The sequence below is a fragment of the Ectothiorhodospira sp. 9100 genome (assembly GCF_022227565.1).
GTDB classification, from domain to species: domain Bacteria; phylum Pseudomonadota; class Gammaproteobacteria; order Ectothiorhodospirales; family Ectothiorhodospiraceae; genus Ectothiorhodospira; species Ectothiorhodospira marina.
Window position 1 is genome coordinate 1 of sequence record NZ_JAJNAN010000057.1, and the last position, 15,506, is coordinate 15,506.

The 15,506-nt window shown below is 59.8% G+C and carries 30 protein-coding genes and 1 pseudogene; all 31 read left to right on the forward strand.

Going from position 1 to position 15,506, the window contains the following annotated elements; all coding sequences use genetic code 11:
• A pseudogene (locus LPW29_RS13365) lies at positions 1–73 on the forward strand (EF-Tu/IF-2/RF-3 family GTPase); the annotation flags it as partial.
• Positions 74–79: 6 nt separating this feature from the next.
• Positions 80–394, forward strand: coding sequence for a 30S ribosomal protein S10 (gene rpsJ / locus LPW29_RS13370; protein ID WP_238628431.1), 315 nt, complete (start codon positions 80–82; stop codon positions 392–394).
• Between the two features lie 132 nt (positions 395–526).
• Positions 527–1,171, forward strand: a complete 645-nt coding sequence (gene rplC, locus LPW29_RS13375) for a 50S ribosomal protein L3 (RefSeq protein WP_090251249.1) — start codon at positions 527–529, stop codon at positions 1,169–1,171.
• Positions 1,172–1,176: 5 nt separating this feature from the next.
• The gene (gene rplD / locus LPW29_RS13380; RefSeq protein ID WP_238628432.1) at positions 1,177–1,782 is read left to right on the forward strand and encodes a 50S ribosomal protein L4; all 606 of its coding nucleotides are present in this window, start codon (positions 1,177–1,179) and stop codon (positions 1,780–1,782) included.
• Positions 1,779–2,075, forward strand: coding sequence for a 50S ribosomal protein L23 (gene rplW / locus LPW29_RS13385; protein ID WP_090251244.1), 297 nt, complete (start codon positions 1,779–1,781; stop codon positions 2,073–2,075). The genes rplD and rplW overlap by 4 nt, the downstream gene beginning before the upstream one ends.
• A gap of 18 nt (positions 2,076–2,093) precedes the next feature.
• On the forward strand, positions 2,094–2,918 hold the full coding sequence (gene rplB / locus LPW29_RS13390) for a 50S ribosomal protein L2 (protein ID WP_238628433.1): 825 nt from the start codon (positions 2,094–2,096) through the stop codon (positions 2,916–2,918).
• 19 nt (positions 2,919–2,937) lie between these two features.
• Positions 2,938–3,210 carry a 30S ribosomal protein S19 gene (gene rpsS / locus LPW29_RS13395; protein WP_025282223.1) on the forward strand — a complete coding sequence of 91 codons (273 nt, stop codon included), beginning with the start codon at positions 2,938–2,940 and terminating at the stop codon, positions 3,208–3,210.
• Between the two features lie 4 nt (positions 3,211–3,214).
• Positions 3,215–3,553: a 50S ribosomal protein L22 gene (gene rplV, locus LPW29_RS13400; RefSeq protein ID WP_177169834.1), complete on the forward strand. Its 339-nt coding sequence runs from the start codon at positions 3,215–3,217 to the stop codon at positions 3,551–3,553.
• A gap of 14 nt (positions 3,554–3,567) precedes the next feature.
• Positions 3,568–4,254, forward strand: coding sequence for a 30S ribosomal protein S3 (rpsC, locus tag LPW29_RS13405; RefSeq protein WP_238628434.1), 687 nt, complete (start codon positions 3,568–3,570; stop codon positions 4,252–4,254).
• 12 nt (positions 4,255–4,266) lie between these two features.
• Complete coding sequence (gene rplP, locus LPW29_RS13410; protein WP_090251234.1) at positions 4,267–4,680, forward strand: 50S ribosomal protein L16; 414 nt, start codon at positions 4,267–4,269, stop codon at positions 4,678–4,680.
• Complete coding sequence (rpmC, locus tag LPW29_RS13415) at positions 4,680–4,877, forward strand: 50S ribosomal protein L29 (protein ID WP_025282219.1); 198 nt, start codon at positions 4,680–4,682, stop codon at positions 4,875–4,877. Before rplP ends, rpmC begins: the two co-directional genes overlap by 1 nt.
• A gap of 4 nt (positions 4,878–4,881) precedes the next feature.
• The gene (gene rpsQ, locus LPW29_RS13420) at positions 4,882–5,148 is read left to right on the forward strand and encodes a 30S ribosomal protein S17 (RefSeq protein WP_090251232.1); all 267 of its coding nucleotides are present in this window, start codon (positions 4,882–4,884) and stop codon (positions 5,146–5,148) included.
• Positions 5,149–5,189: 41 nt separating this feature from the next.
• Positions 5,190–5,558 (forward strand): 50S ribosomal protein L14, encoded by a 369-nt coding sequence (gene rplN / locus LPW29_RS13425; RefSeq protein ID WP_025282217.1) that lies wholly within the window; start codon positions 5,190–5,192, stop codon positions 5,556–5,558.
• Between the two features lie 24 nt (positions 5,559–5,582).
• A complete protein-coding gene (gene rplX, locus LPW29_RS13430) occupies positions 5,583–5,903 on the forward strand; it encodes a 50S ribosomal protein L24 (protein ID WP_090251229.1) in 321 nt (106 codons plus the stop codon).
• Positions 5,904–5,913: 10 nt separating this feature from the next.
• Positions 5,914–6,453 carry a 50S ribosomal protein L5 gene (gene rplE / locus LPW29_RS13435; RefSeq protein WP_090251226.1) on the forward strand — a complete coding sequence of 180 codons (540 nt, stop codon included), beginning with the start codon at positions 5,914–5,916 and terminating at the stop codon, positions 6,451–6,453.
• Between the two features lie 13 nt (positions 6,454–6,466).
• The gene (rpsN, locus tag LPW29_RS13440) at positions 6,467–6,772 is read left to right on the forward strand and encodes a 30S ribosomal protein S14 (RefSeq protein ID WP_025282214.1); all 306 of its coding nucleotides are present in this window, start codon (positions 6,467–6,469) and stop codon (positions 6,770–6,772) included.
• 15 nt (positions 6,773–6,787) lie between these two features.
• A complete protein-coding gene (rpsH, locus tag LPW29_RS13445; protein ID WP_090251224.1) occupies positions 6,788–7,183 on the forward strand; it encodes a 30S ribosomal protein S8 in 396 nt (131 codons plus the stop codon).
• Between the two features lie 13 nt (positions 7,184–7,196).
• On the forward strand, positions 7,197–7,730 hold the full coding sequence (gene rplF, locus LPW29_RS13450; protein ID WP_238628435.1) for a 50S ribosomal protein L6: 534 nt from the start codon (positions 7,197–7,199) through the stop codon (positions 7,728–7,730).
• Positions 7,731–7,745: 15 nt separating this feature from the next.
• A complete protein-coding gene (gene rplR, locus LPW29_RS13455) occupies positions 7,746–8,099 on the forward strand; it encodes a 50S ribosomal protein L18 (protein ID WP_238628436.1) in 354 nt (117 codons plus the stop codon).
• Positions 8,100–8,112: 13 nt separating this feature from the next.
• Positions 8,113–8,616, forward strand: a complete 504-nt coding sequence (rpsE, locus tag LPW29_RS13460; RefSeq protein WP_090251215.1) for a 30S ribosomal protein S5 — start codon at positions 8,113–8,115, stop codon at positions 8,614–8,616.
• A 3-nt stretch (positions 8,617–8,619) separates the two neighbouring features.
• On the forward strand, positions 8,620–8,802 hold the full coding sequence (gene rpmD, locus LPW29_RS13465) for a 50S ribosomal protein L30 (RefSeq protein ID WP_063464628.1): 183 nt from the start codon (positions 8,620–8,622) through the stop codon (positions 8,800–8,802).
• A 1-nt stretch (position 8,803) separates the two neighbouring features.
• The gene (gene rplO / locus LPW29_RS13470) at positions 8,804–9,235 is read left to right on the forward strand and encodes a 50S ribosomal protein L15 (RefSeq protein WP_238628437.1); all 432 of its coding nucleotides are present in this window, start codon (positions 8,804–8,806) and stop codon (positions 9,233–9,235) included.
• A 42-nt stretch (positions 9,236–9,277) separates the two neighbouring features.
• Positions 9,278–10,591: a preprotein translocase subunit SecY gene (secY, locus tag LPW29_RS13475; protein WP_090251210.1), complete on the forward strand. Its 1,314-nt coding sequence runs from the start codon at positions 9,278–9,280 to the stop codon at positions 10,589–10,591.
• 32 nt (positions 10,592–10,623) lie between these two features.
• Entirely contained in the window at positions 10,624–10,737 is a 114-nt protein-coding gene (gene rpmJ / locus LPW29_RS13480) for a 50S ribosomal protein L36 (protein ID WP_008933182.1), read from the forward strand.
• 67 nt (positions 10,738–10,804) lie between these two features.
• Entirely contained in the window at positions 10,805–11,161 is a 357-nt protein-coding gene (gene rpsM / locus LPW29_RS13485) for a 30S ribosomal protein S13 (protein ID WP_025282205.1), read from the forward strand.
• Positions 11,162–11,185: 24 nt separating this feature from the next.
• Positions 11,186–11,575 (forward strand): 30S ribosomal protein S11, encoded by a 390-nt coding sequence (gene rpsK, locus LPW29_RS13490; protein WP_025282204.1) that lies wholly within the window; start codon positions 11,186–11,188, stop codon positions 11,573–11,575.
• A 14-nt stretch (positions 11,576–11,589) separates the two neighbouring features.
• Positions 11,590–12,210 (forward strand): 30S ribosomal protein S4, encoded by a 621-nt coding sequence (gene rpsD / locus LPW29_RS13495; protein WP_238628438.1) that lies wholly within the window; start codon positions 11,590–11,592, stop codon positions 12,208–12,210.
• Between the two features lie 18 nt (positions 12,211–12,228).
• Positions 12,229–13,233, forward strand: coding sequence for a DNA-directed RNA polymerase subunit alpha (locus LPW29_RS13500; RefSeq protein ID WP_090251205.1), 1,005 nt, complete (start codon positions 12,229–12,231; stop codon positions 13,231–13,233).
• 43 nt (positions 13,234–13,276) lie between these two features.
• Positions 13,277–13,666 carry a 50S ribosomal protein L17 gene (rplQ, locus tag LPW29_RS13505; RefSeq protein WP_238628439.1) on the forward strand — a complete coding sequence of 130 codons (390 nt, stop codon included), beginning with the start codon at positions 13,277–13,279 and terminating at the stop codon, positions 13,664–13,666.
• 156 nt (positions 13,667–13,822) lie between these two features.
• A complete protein-coding gene (locus LPW29_RS13510; protein WP_090251201.1) occupies positions 13,823–14,575 on the forward strand; it encodes an SAM hydrolase/SAM-dependent halogenase family protein in 753 nt (250 codons plus the stop codon).
• Positions 14,572–15,462 carry a prenyltransferase gene (locus LPW29_RS13515; RefSeq protein ID WP_238628440.1) on the forward strand — a complete coding sequence of 297 codons (891 nt, stop codon included), beginning with the start codon at positions 14,572–14,574 and terminating at the stop codon, positions 15,460–15,462. Before LPW29_RS13510 ends, LPW29_RS13515 begins: the two co-directional genes overlap by 4 nt.
• Positions 15,463–15,506 lie beyond the last annotated feature (44 nt).

The window sequence follows — 15,506 nt, forward strand, 5'->3', positions numbered from 1 at the left end:
GGGTCTGCGTTTTGCAATTCGCGAAGGTGGCCGCACGGTCGGCGCCGGCGTTGTCGCCAAGATCATCGAGTAAACGTCCATGGCAGCCAAGCAAAGAATTCGTATTCGCCTCAAGGCCTTTGATCATCGTTTGATCGATCGCTCGGCCATTGAGATTGTGGAAACCGCGAAGCGTACCGGTGCGCGGGTGAAGGGGCCGATCCCTTTGCCCACGAAGATGGAAAGCTTCACGGTGCTCATCTCTCCCCACGTCAACAAGGACGCGCGGGATCAGTATGAGATCCGTACACACAAGCGCCTGATGGATATCATGGACCCCACGGACAAGACGGTGGACGCCCTGATGAAGCTGGACCTGGCGGCTGGTGTGGATGTGCAAATAAAGCTTAACTAGCCCTGGTTTCTGTGGCATAATAGTTGGCTTTCCATGGCCCGGTGCAGGGTAACTTGTGCCGGGCCGTGACTTTCAGAATGAAATAATTTCTCCGACGCCCCGGGGTCTCGGGGTGGAAGCAGAGGTAGTGTCATGGCAATCGGACTGGTCGGTCGCAAGGTGGGCATGACTCGTGTCTTTACGGAAGACGGAGTGTCCCTGCCGGTGTCTGTCATCGAGGTGGAGCCGAATCGTGTCGCCCAGGTGAAGGCCGGCGAGCGCGATGGTTATCGCGCCCTGCAGGTAGCGGTGGGTTCTCGTAAGGCGAGTCGTGTGGGTAAGCCCCTGGCCGGTCATCTGGCCAAGGCGGGTGTGGAGGCCGGTCGCGGTCTCTGGGAATTCCGCCTGGAAGAGGGTGAGGGTGAAGGCGTTGAGGTGGGTGCTGAGCTGAAGGTGGATGTCTTCTCCGAAGGTCAGATGGTGGATGTCACCGGGACCAGTAAGGGTAAGGGTTTCCAGGGTGTGATCAAGCGTCACAACTTCAGTATGCAGGACGCCACTCATGGTAACTCCCGCTCTCACCGTGCGCCGGGCTCCATTGGTCAGAACCAGACGCCTGGTCGTGTGTTCAAGGGCAAGAAGATGGCTGGCCAGATGGGTAACGAGCGCTGCACGATTCAGAACCTGGAGGTTGTCCGGGTTGATGCCGAGCGGAATCTGCTTCTGATCCGTGGCGCGGTGCCGGGTTCCACCGGTGGTGACGTCATGGTGCGTCCCGCTGTCAAGGCGAAGGGTTGACTCTCATGAAGCTTCAGGTTCAGGACACTCAGCAGGGCGTCGACGTCTCCGACGTGGCATTTGCCCGTGATTTTAACGAGACATTGGTACACCAGGCGGTCGTGGCTCACATGGCCGGCAGCCGCTCGGGCACCAAGGCGCAGAAGACCCGCGCCCAGGTGCGCGGTGGCGGTGCCAAGCCCTGGCGGCAGAAGGGTACGGGGCGTGCCCGTGCCGGTACCATTCGCAGCCCACTGTGGCGTGGGGGCGGCAAGATCTTTGCGGCTTCGCCGCGCAGCTATGCGCAGAAGCTGAATCGGAAGATGTATCGCGCCGCCATGGCCAGCATCTTCTCTGAATTGGTTCGCCAGGAACGCCTGGTGGTGGTTGAAGATTTCAAGGTGGGTGAGCCCCGCACCAAGGCGCTGATCGCCAAGCTGTCCGAGTTGGGCCTGGAGTCGGCGTTGATCGTGGCAACCGAGGCGGACGCCAATCTTTACCTGTCGGCGCGGAACCTGCCGAAGGTGGATGTCCTGGACGTTGCGGAAATCAATCCCGTGAGTCTGGTGGGTGCCGAGAAGGTGCTGATCACCGTGTCCGCGCTCAAGCATGTTGAAGGGTGGCTGTCATGAACGAAGAAAGAATGCTGAAGGTGATCGTGGGGCCGCATGTGTCGGAAAAAGGCACCATGCTTGCTGATGCCGCGAACCAGCACGTGTTCAAGGTGGCTGTCGACGCAACCCGTGATGAAGTTCGCCAGGCCGTGGAAAAACTCTTCGAAGTGAAGGTTTCCTCGGTGCGTGTGCTGAACCAGCAGGGTAAGCGTAAGCGGTTGGGCCGATCCCAGGGTCGCCGCAATCATTGGAGAAAGGCCTACGTGACCCTCGAGCCGGGTTACGACATTGAACTGGCCGGCAACGAGTAATCGGAAAGGTAACGCGAAATGGCGATCGTCAAATCGAAACCCACTTCCGCGGGCCGCCGTTTTGTGGTCCGGGGTGTGACCCCCGATCTTCACAAGGGCGAGCCTTACGGGCCGCTGTTGGAGAAGAAGAGCCGCACCGGTGGCCGCAACAACCAGGGGCGCATTACGACGCGTCACGTGGGTGGCGGTCACAAGCAGCGCTATCGCATCGTGGACTTCAAGCGTAACAAGGATGATGTCCCGGGCAAGGTTGAGCGGCTGGAATATGACCCGAACCGCAGTGCGCATCTTGCATTGGTGCTGTACGCGGACGGCGAACGTCGGTATATTATCGCGCCTCGCGGCGTGAAGGCTGGCGACCCGGTGGTCTCCGGTGTGCATGCCCCGATTCGTGCCGGCAATTGCCTGCCCCTTCGGAACATCCCGCTGGGTACCGTGATTCACTGCATCGAGATGCGCGCCGGAAAGGGAGCGCAGCTCGCTCGTAGTGCCGGGGCCTCCGTACAGTTGGTCGCCCGTGAAGGTCAGTATGTCACGCTGCGGCTGCGCTCCGGCGAAATGCGTAAGGTGCATTCGGATTGCCGCGCCACGATCGGCGAAGTCAGTAATTCGGAACACAGCCTGCGCAAGTTCGGCAAGGCCGGTGCCCGCCGCTGGATGGGGATTCGTCCCACGGTGCGGGGCACGGCAATGAACCCGGTGGACCACCCGCATGGCGGTGGTGAGGGCCGGAACTTCGGCCAGCATCCGGTGACCCCGTGGGGTATTCCGACCAAGGGTTACAAAACCCGAAAGAATAAGCGGACGGATAGCATGATTGTGCGCCGTCGGAAAGCGAAGTAAGAGTTGAGGGGATAGATCAGTGCCGCGTTCGCTGAAGAAAGGTCCTTTTGTCGACCATCATCTGTTCAAGAAAGTGGAGGCAGCTTCTGCTGCCAACGACAGGCGTCCCATCAAGACCTGGTCCCGTCGGTCCATGGTGATTCCGCAGATGGTGGGGTTGACGTTGGCCGTCCATAACGGGCGGCAGCATGTGCCGGTGCTGATCAACGAAAACATGGTGGGTCACAAGCTCGGGGAGTTCGCGGCAACGCGCACCTTCAAGGGCCACGTGGCTGACAAGAAGGCAAGGTAAGGGGTTGATGATGGAAACCGTCGCAGTATTGCGATTCGCTCGCATATCGCCGCAAAAATGTCGGCTGGTGGCGGATCAGGTCCGTGGGCTGCCCGTTGAGCGGGCGCTGCAGGTCCTGTCCTTCAGCCCGAAGAAGTCCGCTCAGTTGGTGCGCAAGATCCTTGAGTCGGCCATTGCCAACGCCGAGCACAATGATGGCGCGGATGTGGATGAGTTGCGTGTGTCACGCATCTGTGTGGACCAGGGTCCGGTGCTCAAGCGCATCCAGGCGCGGGCCAAGGGCCGGGCAAACCGGATCAACAAACGTACAAGTCACATTACCGTCGCCGTCAGCGCCGAGTAAGGTAGGGGTCTGAGATGGGTCAGAAAGTCAATCCGATCGGTTTCCGTCTGGGGGTGTCCGCGGACTGGGCATCCACCTGGTACGCAGATGGTCGGGATTATGCCGACAACCTGCACAGTGATCTGGAAATCCGTAAGTTTCTGAAGAAGAAGCTGTCCCAGGCCTCCGTCAGCCGCATCGAGATCGCTCGGCCCGCGCGCCAGGCGTTCATCACGATTCACACGGCACGCCCGGGGATCGTCATCGGCAAGAAGGGTGAAGATATTGAGGCGCTGCGCCGCGAGGTTGCCGGCCGCCTGGGTCTTCCTCCTCAGGCCGTGAAGATCAACATTGAAGAAATCCGCAAGCCCGAGACCGATGCACAACTCGTGGCCGAGGGGATCGCGCAACAGCTGGAGCGTCGTATCATGTTCCGCCGTGCCATGAAGCGTGCGGTCGGTAACGCGATGCGTCTGGGTGCCCAGGGTGTGAAGGTGCATGTCTCCGGCCGCCTGAATGGCGCCGAGATCGCCCGCAGCGAGTGGTATCGCGAAGGCCGTGTGCCGCTGCATACCTTGCGCGCGGAAATTGATTATGGGTTTGCCGAAGCTCAGACCACGTACGGCATCATCGGCGTGAAGGTCTGGGTGTTCAAGGGTGAGGTGTTCGACTTCGAGAAAAAGACGGACACTGCCCAGGAAGGCAAGGCCGCGGTTAACTGAGGAGTTTGAGTGATGCTGCAGCCCAAGAGAACGAAATTCCGGAAGCAGTTCAAGGGCAGGAACCGCGGTCTGGCCATTTCCGGTGGAAAGGTCAGTTTCGGCGAGTTCGCCCTGCAGTCCGTCGATCGCGGTCGTATTACGGCACGTCAGATCGAGGCTGCACGTCGTGCGATGAACCGGCATATCAAGCGTGGCGGCAAGATCTGGATCCGTGTGTTCCCGGATGTGCCCGTCACCAAGAAGCCCGTTGAAGTACGTATGGGTAAGGGTAAGGGCAACGTGGAATACTGGGTATGCAAGATTCAGCCCGGTCGCGTGCTCTATGAGATGGAAGGCGTGAGCGAAGAAGTGGCCCGCGAGGCATTCCGCCTGGCTGCTGCCAAGCTGCCCATCAAGACGGCATTTGTGACACGGCAGGTGATGTGATGAAGGCGAGCGAAGTGCGTGAGCAGAACACCGAAGAACTGCGTGGTGAGCTGCTGGAGCTGTACCGCGAGCAGTTCAAGATGCGGATGCAAAAGGGCACGGGCCAACCGCCTCGCCCAGACCGCTTCGGCAAGATCCGCAAGGACGTTGCCCGCATCAAGACCGTGCTGAACGAGCGTTCGAGAGCAGGCGAGTAAAGTCATGAGCGAACAAGAAGTCAAAGAACAACGTGCGGTCACTGGCCGTGTCATCAGTGACAAGATGGACAAAACCCGCACCGTGCTCATCGAGCGCCGTGTGCGTCATCCACTGTATGGCAAGTACATGCGCCGCTCCACCAAGCTGCACGTCCATGACGAAGGCAACGACTCCCGGATGGGTGATACGGTCCTGGTAAAGGAATGCCGTCCCATGTCCCGGACGAAGACGTTCCGCCTGCTGAAGGTTGTCGAGCGCGCGCCTGAGTGAGGCCGTTGACGGCCACCACCGATACGAAGTGAGATCAGATCATGATTCAGATGCAGACGGTTTTGGATGCAGCGGACAACAGCGGGGCGCGCCGGGTCCAGTGCATCAAGGTTCTCGGCGGCTCGCACCGGCGCTACGCTGCCGTGGGTGACATTGTCAAGGTGAGCGTCAAGGACGCGATCCCCCGCGGCAAGGTCAAAAAGGGCGAGGTTTACAACGCGGTGGTGGTGAGAACCGCCAAGGGCGTCCGTCGTCCTGATGGCTCGGTGATCCGCTTTGACCGTAACGCAGCCGTTCTGCTCAATAACCAGCTGCAGCCCATTGGCACCCGTATTTTTGGGCCCGTGACTCGCGAGCTGCGCGGTGAGCGGTTCATGAAGATCATTTCCCTGGCGCCGGAAGTACTGTAACGCGAAAGGCTGAGGTAGAAGACGATGCGCAGAATTCGACAGGGTGATGATGTAGTGGTCATCGCCGGCAAGGACAAGGGCCGCCGCGGTACCGTATTGAAGGTGATCGACGACAAGCGGGTCCTGGTCCAGAACCTGAACATGGTGAAGAAGCACCAAAAGCCCAACCCCCATAACGGGGTGCAGGGCGGCATCATCGATAAAGAGATGCCCCTGGATGTTTCCAACGTCATGCTGTTTAACCCCGCAAGCGGCAAGGGTGATCGCGTGGGCTTCCGGACGCTCGAGGACGGCCGCAAGGTGCGGTATTACAAGTCCAACAACGAAGTCGTTGACGCGTCTTAAGGTGAATACGATGGCCAGGTTGAAAGAATTTTACCAGGAGACCGTAGTCAAGCAGCTCATGGAGCGCTTCGAGTACGGCAATGTCATGGAAGTCCCGAAGATCACGAAGATCACCCTGAACATGGGTCTGGGCGAGGCTGTGGCGGACAAGAAAGTCATTGAGCATGCGGTCGGTGATATGGCTGCGGTCTCCGGTCAGAAGCCGGTGGTGACCAAGGCACGCAAGTCCATCGCGGGATTCAAGATCCGTGATGGCTACCCGATCGGCTGCAAGGTGACCCTGCGCCGGGAACAGATGTATGAGTTCCTGGACCGCTTGGTGAATGTGGCCCTGCCGCGGGTGCGTGACTTCCGTGGTCTGAATGCCAAGTCCTTTGACGGTCGTGGCAATTACAATATGGGCGTGCGCGAGCAGATCATCTTCCCGGAAGTCGATTACGACAAAATCGACGCGCTGCGTGGGATGGACATCACCATCACCACCACGGCCAAGACTGATGAGGAAGGTCGGGCGCTGCTGCAGGCGTTCAACTTCCCGTTCAAGAATTGAGAGGTTTTTAGACATGGCCAAGATTTCCATGATGATGCGTGAAAAGAAGCGCGCCCAGCTGGTGAAGCAGTATGCCGAACGGCGGGCCGAGCTCAAGGCGCTCATCAGTAGTCCGGAGACGAGCCCGGAGGCCCGTATGGAAGCGGTGGTCAAGCTGCAGAAGCTGCCCCGTGATTCCAGCCCGGCACGTCAGCGCAACCGCTGCCGTTTGACCGGTCGTCCTCACGGTTACTATCGGAAATTTGGCCTGGCGCGGAACAAGCTGCGCGAAGCGGCCATGCGGGGCGATGTGCCCGGTCTGGTCAAGTCGAGCTGGTAAGAGGGAAAGACCGAAATGAGCATGACCGATCCCGTGGCAGACCTGCTGACCCGCATTCGCAACGGCCAGCGCGCTGCCAAGACTGAAATTACCCTGCCGGCCTCCAAGCTGAAGGTGGCGATTGCCCGCGTCCTGAAGGACGAGGGCTACGTGGCCGATGTGGTCGTCGACGAGCAGGAAAAGAAACCCGTCATGACGGTGAAACTGAAGTACTTCCAAGGCAAGCCCGTGATCGAGACGATCAAGCGGGTGAGCCGACCGGGCCTGCGTATCTATCGCTCCAAGGATGACTTGCCGACTGTGATCGGTGGCCTTGGTGTTGCGGTGATCTCCACCTCCGGTGGTGTGATGACCGAGCGTCAGGCACGTGCCCAGGGTCAGGGCGGCGAAGTACTTTGCGTCGTCTCCTAATCGGATAGAAGCCATGTCCCGAGTAGCGAAAAACCCCATCACGCTCCCCAAGGGCGTGGATGTGATGATTAACAACGAGATGATCTCCGTCAAAGGGCCGAAGGGAGCGATGGAGTTCCCGATGAACCCGAACGTCGAGGTCTCCCAGGATGAAGGCGTGGTGCGCCTGAATCCGGCCAACGGCAACCAGAAGCATTGGGCCATGGCCGGAACGATCCGCGCGCTGATCAATAATATGGTCACGGGCGTCAGCGCTGGCTTCGAGAGAAAGCTGGAACTGGTGGGCGTGGGTTATCGCGCTCAGGCACAGGGCAAGACGCTGAACCTGACGCTGGGGTTGTCTCATCCGGTGGAGTACCCGGTGCCCGAGGGCATCACCATCGAGACCCCCAGCCAGACCGAAGTCGTGGTCAAGGGCATCGACAAGCAGCAGGTCGGCCAGGTGGCTGCCGAGATCAGGAGCTTCCGCCCGCCGGAGCCTTACAAGGGTAAGGGTGTCCGGTATGCGAATGAGCAGATCATTCGCAAGGAAGCCAAGAAGAAATAAGGCAAGGTGACCACGATGGATAAGAAAGCAGCTCGACTCCGGCGCGCGAACCGTGCCCGGCACAAGATCCGTGAACTGGGTGCACACCGGTTGTGTATTCATCGCACGCCGCGACACGTCTATGCGCAGATCATTGCCCCGACGGGTTCCGAAGTGGTCGCGTGTGCTTCCACGGTGGAGGCCGGCGTACGCGGTGATCTGAAGGCGACCGGCAATGTGGAAGCGGCCATGGCGGTGGGCCGCCTGATTGCCGAGCGGGCCTCGGCCAAGGGCATCAAGAAAGTGGCCTTCGACCGTTCCGGGTTCAAGTACCACGGCCGCGTGAAGGCGCTGGCCGACGCCGCCCGTGAGGGCGGCCTGGAATTCTGACAAGGGTGATTCAATGGCAAGTGTGAACGCGAGCGACAACGACGGCCTTCAGGAGAAGCTCATCTCCGTGAACCGCGTGGCCAAGGTGGTCAAGGGCGGTAGGCAGTTCCGTTTCACGGCGCTCACCGTCGTGGGTGACGGTAACGGGAAGGTCGGTTTTGGCTACGGCAAGGCCCGCGAAGTGCCTCTGGCCATCCAGAAGGCGATGGAGTCTGCCCGCAAGAACATGCGTAAGGTCCCCTTGAAGGACGGCACGCTGCATTATTCCACCACCGCCCGTCATGGGGCGGCCAAGGTGTTCATGCAGCCAGCCTCTGATGGTACGGGTATCATTGCCGGCGGCGCCATGCGCGCGGTCTTTGAAGTGGCGGGCGTGAAGAACGTGCTGGCCAAGTGCATTGGTTCGCGCAACTCCAGTAACGTGGTGCGCGCGACCCTCAATGGGCTGACGTCGCTGCATGATCCGGAGCTGATCGCCGCCAAGCGTGGCAAGCAACTGGACGAGATCACGGGGTAAGACATGGCTGGCGAACTCAAAGTAACGCTGGTGCGCAGCAAGCACGGCCGCTTGAAGAAGCACGCCGCCTGCCTGCGTGGCCTGGGGATCCGGCGGATCCACAATCCGGTGGTTGTCAAGGACACGCCGGAGAATCGGGGCATGATCAATAAAGTGTCCTATCTCCTGAAGGTTGAGGAGGCTTGAGATGAAACTGAATAATCTGAGCCCGGCTGATGGCAGCCGCATGCCGGCGCGCCGGGTGGGTCGTGGTATCGGCTCCGGCCTCGGCAAGACCGCCGGTCGTGGTCACAAGGGTCAGAAGTCCCGTTCCGGAGGCTACCAGAAGGTGGGCTTCGAGGGCGGTCAGATGCCCCTGCAGCGTCGTCTGCCCAAGGTTGGATTCCGTTCGCGCACGGCTGGCGATTGCGCCGAGGTCCGTTTGCACGAGCTGGTCGGCTTTGATGGCGTGATCGACCTGGCTGCCCTGAAGGCGAAGGGTGTGGTGCCCGTTCAGGCCAAGTCTGCCAAGGTGATCGCTTCTGGTTCCCTGGAGCAGGCTGTGACCCTGAAGGGTGTGGCAGTAACCAAGGGCGCCCGTGCCGCGATTGAAGCGGCAGGCGGGCAGATCGAGGAATAAGTGGCTGCATCCAATCCAACTGGGGGCGTTTCACTGGGCGGTATGGGGAAGTTCACTGAACTTCGCCAACGCCTGCTATTCGTTTTGATGGCTTTGGTCGTCTACCGGATCGGGACGTTCATTCCCGTGCCGGGGATCGACCCGGTGGCGTTGGAGCAGTTTTATGATGCCCAGTCCGGGACGATCCTGGACATGTTCAATATGTTCTCCGGGGGCGCCCTGGAGCGGCTGAGCATGTTTGCACTGGGTGTGATGCCGTATATCTCGGCGTCCATCATCATGCAGTTGATGTCGGCGACGGTGCCAGCGCTGCAGCAAATCAAGAAGGAAGGCGAGCCGGGTCGGCGCAAGATCACTCAGTACACCCGTTACGGTACCGTGTTCCTGGCCTTGATTCAGAGTATTGGTATCAGTATCGCCCTGAATCAACAGACCATGGGGGACTCCACGGTGGCGTTGACCCCGGGGCTGGGTTTCATGTTCACCACGGTGGTGACCCTGGTGACCGGCACGGTGTTCCTGATGTGGCTGGGTGAACAGGTCACGGAGCGAGGCATCGGCAACGGTATCTCGGTGATCATCTTCGCCGGTATCGTGGCGGGCCTTCCGGGTGCCTTTGGAGGCACGCTGGAGCTGGCGAGTACCGGTGAGTTGTCCCCGGCGTTCGTGATGCTGCTGGTGTTCATGGCGCTGGCTGTCATTGGCTTCATTGTGTTCATCGAGCGCGGTCAGCGCCGGATCACCGTGAACTATGCCAAGCGTCAGGTGGGTCGCAAGGTCTATGGAGGGCAGAGCAGTCATCTGCCTCTCAAGCTGAACATGGCAGGCGTGATCCCGGCGATCTTCGCGTCCAGTATCATCCTGTTCCCGGCGACGCTGGGGACATGGTTCGGACAGGCGGAAGGGGTGACCTGGTTGCGCGATCTGTCGTCGGCACTGGGCCCGGGTGAGCCGCTCTATGTGATGTTTTATGGTGCGGCCATCATCTTTTTCTGCTTCTTCTACACGGCGCTGGTGTTCAACGCCCGGGAGACAGCGGAGAACCTGAAAAAGTCCGGGGCGTTCATTCCGGGAATTCGTCCCGGGGTGCAGACCGAAAAGTACATCGATAGCGTCATGACCCGTCTGACTGCGGTGGGTGCAATCTACATCACGGCCGTGTGCCTGATGCCCGAGTTCCTGATTCTGTACTGGAACGTGCCGTTTTACTTTGGCGGGGCCTCGTTGCTGATTATCGTGATCGTGGTGATGGACTTCATGGCACAACTTCAGGCGCACTTGGTGTCTCATCAGTACGAGGGACTGATGCGCAAAGCCAACCTTAAGGGCTACGGCAAGTCGGGCATGCTGCGCTAGCAGGCTGGCAGGCCCAGTGAGAGGAAAGAAACATGAAAGTACGTGCGTCTGTAAAGAAGATCTGCCGTAACTGCAAGATTATCCGTCGAAATGGCGTCGTTCGCGTGATCTGTTCGGATCCGCGTCATAAACAGCGTCAGGGTTAAGCATTGCTTTGGCAGCGTTCACTGGTTAGAATAGCCGGCTTTTCTGCCGGTTCTTGGAGATAGCTGGATGGCTCGTGTAGCAGGTGTCAATATTCCCGACCACAAACATGCGGTGATTGCACTGCAAGCAATCTATGGCATTGGTAACACCCGTGCCAAGATGATTTGCGGGGCAGCGGGGATTCGGCCGGAGCAGAAGATCCGTGACCTCTCTGAAGAAGAGGTGGAAAAGATTCGCGCCGAAGTCGGTCGCTTGAGTGTAGAAGGTGACCTTCGCCGCGAGACCTCCATGAACATCAAGCGTTTGATGGATCTGGGTTGCTACCGGGGTTTGCGTCACCGCCGCGGTCTTCCGCTGCGCGGCCAGCGCACCCGTACGAACGCGCGCACCCGTAAGGGCCCGCGTCGTCCCATCCGCAAGTAATATTCAGGATTACAGGAAACAGGTATGGCACAGGCCTCCACGCGGACCCGTAAGAAGGTCAAGAAGTCCGTCTCCGATGGAGTGGCGCATGTTTATGCGTCCTTCAACAATACGATCGTGACCATCACTGACCGTCAGGGCAACACCCTGTCCTGGGCAACGGCCGGTGGCTCCGGGTTCCGTGGTTCCCGGAAGAGTACGCCCTTTGCTGCGCAGGTGGCAGCTGAGCGTGCCGGTACCGCGGCTCAGGAATATGGTTTGAAGAATCTTGAAGTGCTGGTCAAGGGTCCCGGCCCCGGTCGCGAATCGGCGGTGCGTGCGTTGAATAACGTGGGCTACAAGATCACGAACATCAGCGATATCACGCCGATTCCGCACAATGGCTGCCGTCCGCCCAAGAAGCGGCGCGTCTAGACTGGAGGAACCCCATGGCTCGTTATATTGGCCCGAAGTGTAAGCTTAGCCGCCGGGAAGGTGCAGACCTTTCCCTGAAAAGTCGCTCCCGCGCGCTGGACAGCAAGTGCAAGCTTGATAAGCCGCCCGGTCAGCACGGCGACCGTCGCACCCGTCTGTCCGACTATGGTGTGCAGCTGCGCGAAAAGCAGAAGCTGCGCCGTATCTACGGCGTACTGGAAAAGCAGTTCAGAAATTACTACAAGGCCGCCAGCCGTCTGAAGGGCTCCACGGGTGATAACCTGCTGAAGCTGCTCGAATGCCGCCTGGACAATGTGGTGTACCGCATGGGCTTCGGCACGACGCGTTCCGAAGCGCGCCAGTTGGTTAGCCATAAGGCAGTGCTCGTCAACGGTCAGACGGTGAATATCGCTTCTTATCAGGTGAAGGCCACGGATGTGGTTTCCATCCGGGAAAAGGCCCGCAAGCAGGTGCGTATCCAGGATTCTCTGGCCCTGGCGGAGCAGTATGGATTTCCCGAATGGATCGAAGTGGACACCAAAAAGATGGAAGGCGTGTTCAAGAGCGTTCCCGAGCGTACCGATTTACCGGCGGATATCAATGAATCCCTGGTGGTCGAGCTCTACTCCAAGTAATCAGTTACGAGGTCTTTGATGCAGACCAAGGTCAACGAACTCCTCAAGCCTCGTCATATCGAGGTCCAGGCTGTCTCCGAAAGACTTTCGAAGGTTGTCCTGGAGCCGCTTGAGCGTGGTTTCGGTCATACGCTGGGTAATGCCCTGCGCCGAATCCTGCTGTCCTCGATTCCGGGGTCGGCCATTCTGGAGGCGGAAATCGAGGGTGTGCTCCACGAGTACACCACGATGGAAGGTGTTCAGGAAGATGTGGTGGATGTGCTGCTGAACCTGAAGGGTGTGGCGCTGCGCATGCACAACCGCGAGGAAGCGACGCTGACTCTGCGGAAGAAAGGCCCGGGTACCGTGACGGCGGGTGACATCACGCTGGATCATGACGTGGAAATCGTCAATCCAGAACACGTGATCGCGCACCTTACCAAGAGCGGTGAGCTCAACATGACGTTGAAGGTCGGTCAGGGTCGCGGCTATCAGCCGGTGAGCACCCGCCGTTCGGCAGAGGGTGAGGACGGCTCGATTGGCCGTTTGTTGCTGGATGCCAGCTTCAGTCCGATCCGTCGGGTGGCTTACAAGGTGGAAAGCGCTCGCGTGGAACAGCGCACTGACATGGACCGCCTGGTGATCGAACTGGAGACCAATGGCACCGTGGATCCGGATGATGCCATCCGCGAAGCGGCAACCATCCTGCAAAGTCAGTTGATGGCCTTTGTGGAGCTTCGGGGCGATGAAAGTATCTCCCAGGAAAGCAAGCCGATGGATATTGATCCCATTCTCTTGCGCCCTGTGGATGACCTGGAATTGACGGTGCGCTCGGCCAATTGTCTGAAGGCGGAGAATATTTATTACATCGGCGACCTGATTCAGCGCACTGAGGTGGAGCTTTTGAAAACGCCGAACCTGGGCAAGAAGTCGCTGACCGAGATCAAAGACGTGCTCGCATCTCATGGCCTGTCCATGGGGATGCGCCTGGAGAACTGGCCACCGGCCGGTCTGAAAGAGCACGAGAAAAAGAGCACCGGCTGAACAGGCCGGGTGCACAGAATCTGACTGGAAGGATAATTAAGCCATGCGTCACCGCAGCTCCGGTAGGCAACTCAACCGCAATAGTTCGCATCGCAAGGCGCTGATGCAATCCCTCGCCCTGTCTTTGTTTCGTCATGAGGCGATCAAGACAACCTTGCCCAAGGCCAAGGAACTCCGTCGCGTGGCGGAGCCGCTGATCACGATGGCGAAGGAAGACAGTGTGCACACCCGGCGCCTGGCATTCTCCAGGTTGCGGGACGATGAGGTGGTGGGCAAGCTGTTCAATGAGCTGGGTCCTCGCTATCAGTCTCGCCCAGGCGGTTACCTGCGTATTCTGAAGTGCGGCTTCCGCAAGGGTGATAACGCACCGATGGCCTTCGTGGAATTGGTGGATCGTCCGGACCCGGACGAGGCCAGCGAAGCCACAGCCTGACCGCAGTGACAGTTTGAACCGTCCTCTGGGGCGGGGAACGCAAAAGCCGGCCTTGTGCCGGCTTTTTGCGTTGGTGGTGGCTCATCGAGGTGTCGGCTTGCTGGATGTTGATGTCGGTGCCTATATTGGTCCGATTGAACAAACTGCGGGAGACACATGCTCGTCACATATACCGATTTTGGTTTGACCGGTCCCTATACAGGCCAATTGGAGGCCGTGCTTCGGCAGCTGGCGCCTGGGGTTCCGGTGGTGCATCTGCAAGCGGATGCGCCGGCTTTCAATCCTCGCGCGGCCGGGTGTTTGCTCAAATCTCTTGTAACGCCTTTTGCTCCGGGGTCTGTCCTTGTGTGTGTGGTGGATCCTGGTGTGGGTACGGCGCGTGACCCGATCTGGGTGCATGCACATGGGCGGATCTTTGTGGGACCGGATAACGGCCTGTTGGCGGCGGTTACCCGGGATGACCCGGATGCTCAGGTTCATCGCATCCTGTGGCGGCCGCCACAACTCTCAAACAGCTTCCATGGTCGGGATTTGTTTGCGCCGGTGGCTGCGGCGCTGGCGAAGGGGGAGGCGGTGGCCTCGGAGTGCGTTACGCCTGAAAGGCTGTGCGGCGCGGATTGGCCCGCGGAACTGTCGGAGGTTATTTACGTGGATGTCTACGGAAATCTGGTCACCGGGCTGCCGGCCCAGGCTGTGCCGTCAGAAAGTGTGCTGAACCTGGGGGGGTGGAGCATTGCTCATCGTCGTGTGTTTGGTGAGGCCGTTCCAGGCGAGCCGTTCTGGTACGCCAACTCCATGGGGTTGGTGGAAGTGGCTGTGCCCCAGGGGAATGCGGCGGATCTGTTGAAGGTGGGGATGGGTGCGGTGATAGAGGGAATCGGTTCGGAAGGTCGAGGGGGGGCAGCATGAAGCCAGTGAGCGCCTATGGATTCATTCGCGCCACGCGGCCCTTCACCTTCAGCGTGGCGATCGCCGCCTGTGGGTTGGGTACGGTCCTGGCACTCCACGAGGGGCATGGCTCGGTATGGTTGGCGCTGCTCATCGTGGGGGCGGGTGTGCTGCTGCAGGCGGCGGTGAACCTGATCAATGATCACGCGGATCTGCCGCTTCTGGAGGAGCAGGTGCAGCAGGCAGAAGGGGCGCGACGCGCGCAACTACAGGCGGTCATTGATGCGATCCGCCGCAATTTTCGTTGGGGGATGGTGTTTCTGGGGCTCGCATTCCTGATTGGTCTGGGGCTTGTCTGGGTCCAGGGGTGGCCCTTACTGGTCTTGATTGTCATTGGTCTGCTGGGAGCCTATTTCTATTCAGGTGAGCCCGTGCACTATAAGCGCCGGGGATTGGGCGTGGTCCTGGTGTTCTGGCTGATGGGGGTGCTCCTGGTGGGTGGCTCGGCCGTGGCCATGGGTGCCCCTCTGACGGTCTCGATCCTCCTGACGAGTGTCCCCTTCAGTTTGCTGACATCCCTGGTCCTGTTGGGAAACGAGCTGCGTGACCGTGAAGAGGATCAGCGCCATGGTTTGCGGACGCTCACGGTGCGCATCGGCGACCAGCGTGCCCGGCAGCTGTTTGGGGTGATGCTGGTGGCAGTCTATGTGAGCAGTCTGTGGCTGTGGTGGGGCGGTCTGTTGCCGTGGTTCTGGCATCTGGTGCTCTCTGTGCCCCTGGCCTGGCCACCCCTGCGGGCAGCCTGGCAACCCGGTGCGGACCGCTCGCAGTTGCCCCAGCAGACGGGGCGCCTGTTTGCCGGGTTCGGGTTGCTGTTCCTGATGCCCTACTTGGCACGCCTGTTCTGAGTCTGGATGTGTTCCTTTGGTCACAACCTGCTCTGTTCGCTTCA

Coding starts and splice junctions, on each gene's coding strand:
- rpsJ (WP_238628431.1), top strand. CDS start 80: ATGGCAGCCAAGCAAAGAATTCGTATTCGCCTCAAGGCCTTTGATCAT.
- rplC (WP_090251249.1), top strand. CDS start 527: ATGGCAATCGGACTGGTCGGTCGCAAGGTGGGCATGACTCGTGTCTTT.
- rplD (WP_238628432.1), top strand. CDS start 1,177: ATGAAGCTTCAGGTTCAGGACACTCAGCAGGGCGTCGACGTCTCCGAC.
- rplW (WP_090251244.1), top strand. CDS start 1,779: ATGAACGAAGAAAGAATGCTGAAGGTGATCGTGGGGCCGCATGTGTCG.
- rplB (WP_238628433.1), top strand. CDS start 2,094: ATGGCGATCGTCAAATCGAAACCCACTTCCGCGGGCCGCCGTTTTGTG.
- rpsC (WP_238628434.1), top strand. CDS start 3,568: ATGGGTCAGAAAGTCAATCCGATCGGTTTCCGTCTGGGGGTGTCCGCG.
- rplP (WP_090251234.1), top strand. CDS start 4,267: ATGCTGCAGCCCAAGAGAACGAAATTCCGGAAGCAGTTCAAGGGCAGG.
- rpmC (WP_025282219.1), top strand. CDS start 4,680: ATGAAGGCGAGCGAAGTGCGTGAGCAGAACACCGAAGAACTGCGTGGT.
- rpsQ (WP_090251232.1), top strand. CDS start 4,882: ATGAGCGAACAAGAAGTCAAAGAACAACGTGCGGTCACTGGCCGTGTC.
- rplN (WP_025282217.1), top strand. CDS start 5,190: ATGATTCAGATGCAGACGGTTTTGGATGCAGCGGACAACAGCGGGGCG.
- rplX (WP_090251229.1), top strand. CDS start 5,583: ATGCGCAGAATTCGACAGGGTGATGATGTAGTGGTCATCGCCGGCAAG.
- rplE (WP_090251226.1), top strand. CDS start 5,914: ATGGCCAGGTTGAAAGAATTTTACCAGGAGACCGTAGTCAAGCAGCTC.
- rpsN (WP_025282214.1), top strand. CDS start 6,467: ATGGCCAAGATTTCCATGATGATGCGTGAAAAGAAGCGCGCCCAGCTG.
- rpsH (WP_090251224.1), top strand. CDS start 6,788: ATGAGCATGACCGATCCCGTGGCAGACCTGCTGACCCGCATTCGCAAC.
- rplF (WP_238628435.1), top strand. CDS start 7,197: ATGTCCCGAGTAGCGAAAAACCCCATCACGCTCCCCAAGGGCGTGGAT.
- rplR (WP_238628436.1), top strand. CDS start 7,746: ATGGATAAGAAAGCAGCTCGACTCCGGCGCGCGAACCGTGCCCGGCAC.
- rpsE (WP_090251215.1), top strand. CDS start 8,113: ATGGCAAGTGTGAACGCGAGCGACAACGACGGCCTTCAGGAGAAGCTC.
- rpmD (WP_063464628.1), top strand. CDS start 8,620: ATGGCTGGCGAACTCAAAGTAACGCTGGTGCGCAGCAAGCACGGCCGC.
- rplO (WP_238628437.1), top strand. CDS start 8,804: ATGAAACTGAATAATCTGAGCCCGGCTGATGGCAGCCGCATGCCGGCG.
- secY (WP_090251210.1), top strand. CDS start 9,278: ATGGGGAAGTTCACTGAACTTCGCCAACGCCTGCTATTCGTTTTGATG.
- rpmJ (WP_008933182.1), top strand. CDS start 10,624: ATGAAAGTACGTGCGTCTGTAAAGAAGATCTGCCGTAACTGCAAGATT.
- rpsM (WP_025282205.1), top strand. CDS start 10,805: ATGGCTCGTGTAGCAGGTGTCAATATTCCCGACCACAAACATGCGGTG.
- rpsK (WP_025282204.1), top strand. CDS start 11,186: ATGGCACAGGCCTCCACGCGGACCCGTAAGAAGGTCAAGAAGTCCGTC.
- rpsD (WP_238628438.1), top strand. CDS start 11,590: ATGGCTCGTTATATTGGCCCGAAGTGTAAGCTTAGCCGCCGGGAAGGT.
- LPW29_RS13500 (WP_090251205.1), top strand. CDS start 12,229: ATGCAGACCAAGGTCAACGAACTCCTCAAGCCTCGTCATATCGAGGTC.
- rplQ (WP_238628439.1), top strand. CDS start 13,277: ATGCGTCACCGCAGCTCCGGTAGGCAACTCAACCGCAATAGTTCGCAT.
- LPW29_RS13510 (WP_090251201.1), top strand. CDS start 13,823: ATGCTCGTCACATATACCGATTTTGGTTTGACCGGTCCCTATACAGGC.
- LPW29_RS13515 (WP_238628440.1), top strand. CDS start 14,572: ATGAAGCCAGTGAGCGCCTATGGATTCATTCGCGCCACGCGGCCCTTC.